Here is a 1,038-nt window from a genome sequence, read left to right as displayed (position 1 = left end):
CTCGCAACATCATCTTCTTGCCAAACAACAAAAATATCTTTATGGCAGCTCAGTCTGCGGCTGAAGTGCTTGAACAACCTGCTGTTGTTGTAGAAGCACGTACAATTCCTCAAGGGTTGACCAGTCTTCTTGCCTTTGATCCAAGCAAATCAATCGAAGAAAACAAAGAACGTATGACTGCAGCCCTTGGTGATGTCGTAAGTGGTAGTGTAACAACAGCCGTTCGTGACACGACTATCGATGGTTTGGAAATTCATGAAAATGACAATCTTGGTATGGTAGATGGTAAGATCCTCGTATCAAACCCTGACATGCACCAAACTTTGACTAAAACATTGAAACATATGTTGGATGAAGATAGTGAAATCGTGACTTTCTATGTCGGTGAAGATGGAAGCGAAGAACTTGCCAATGAAATTGCCCAAGAAATCGCAGAAGAATTCGAAGATGTTGAAGTAGAGATTCACCAAGGTCAACAACCTGTATATCCATATCTTTTCAGTGTGGAATAAAATTTAATAGATAAAAAAGAAAGTTGATTTTACAGCTTTCTTTTTTTATGACATTTGTCATATTTCCTAGTGACAGAAGCATCTAGCTCCGCCAATTTCAAAAGTCTATAATTGAAGTATGAAATGGAGAAAGAAGAAATGAAAAATAAAATGATTGTCGCAGTGAGTTTAGTAGCAGCAGGAGTTATGACCTATCTCATGTTTTCAGGATTGGACGAAGGTTTCTACCATTTTCCTTGGGAGCTCTTTGCTGGCTTTGGAATGATGTCTTGGCTTGTCAGAGAAGGTTTGAAATTAGTCAGAGAAGTGAAAAAGGAGTTTGAGGAATGAAAAAAACAATCACCTATCTTTTTATCGGCCTGTCACTCTTGGTATGGTTAGTGGAAATGTTTACTGGTTGGTTTGACCAAACCTTGCTTCGCCAATTCATTCGTGGTTCTTGGGGTTTTGGATTTATGATTTTCGTTGTTTTCCCTATGGGAATGAAGTGGTTGAAAGGAGAATCTCATGACTGTGATTAAAGTTG

The 1,038-nt window shown here is 38.6% G+C and carries 2 protein-coding genes and 1 pseudogene; all 3 read left to right on the top strand.

Going from position 1 to position 1,038, the window contains the following annotated elements:
* Positions 1 to 512 (top strand): annotated as a pseudogene (locus GMD4S_RS09325) (DAK2 domain-containing protein); the annotation flags it as partial.
* 123 nt (positions 513 to 635) lie between these two features.
* Positions 636 to 842 (top strand): hypothetical protein, encoded by a 207-nt coding sequence (locus tag GMD4S_RS09320; protein WP_000409926.1) that lies wholly within the window; start codon positions 636 to 638, stop codon positions 840 to 842.
* On the top strand, positions 839 to 1,033 hold the full coding sequence (locus GMD4S_RS09315) for a hypothetical protein (RefSeq protein WP_000751344.1): 195 nt from the start codon (positions 839 to 841) through the stop codon (positions 1,031 to 1,033). The genes GMD4S_RS09320 and GMD4S_RS09315 overlap by 4 nt, the downstream gene beginning before the upstream one ends.
* Positions 1,034 to 1,038 lie beyond the last annotated feature (5 nt).

The organism is Streptococcus sp. GMD4S (assembly GCF_000296955.1).
Note: the sequence above shows the minus strand (reverse complement) of the source record. Positions and strands in the feature narration are given on the sequence as shown.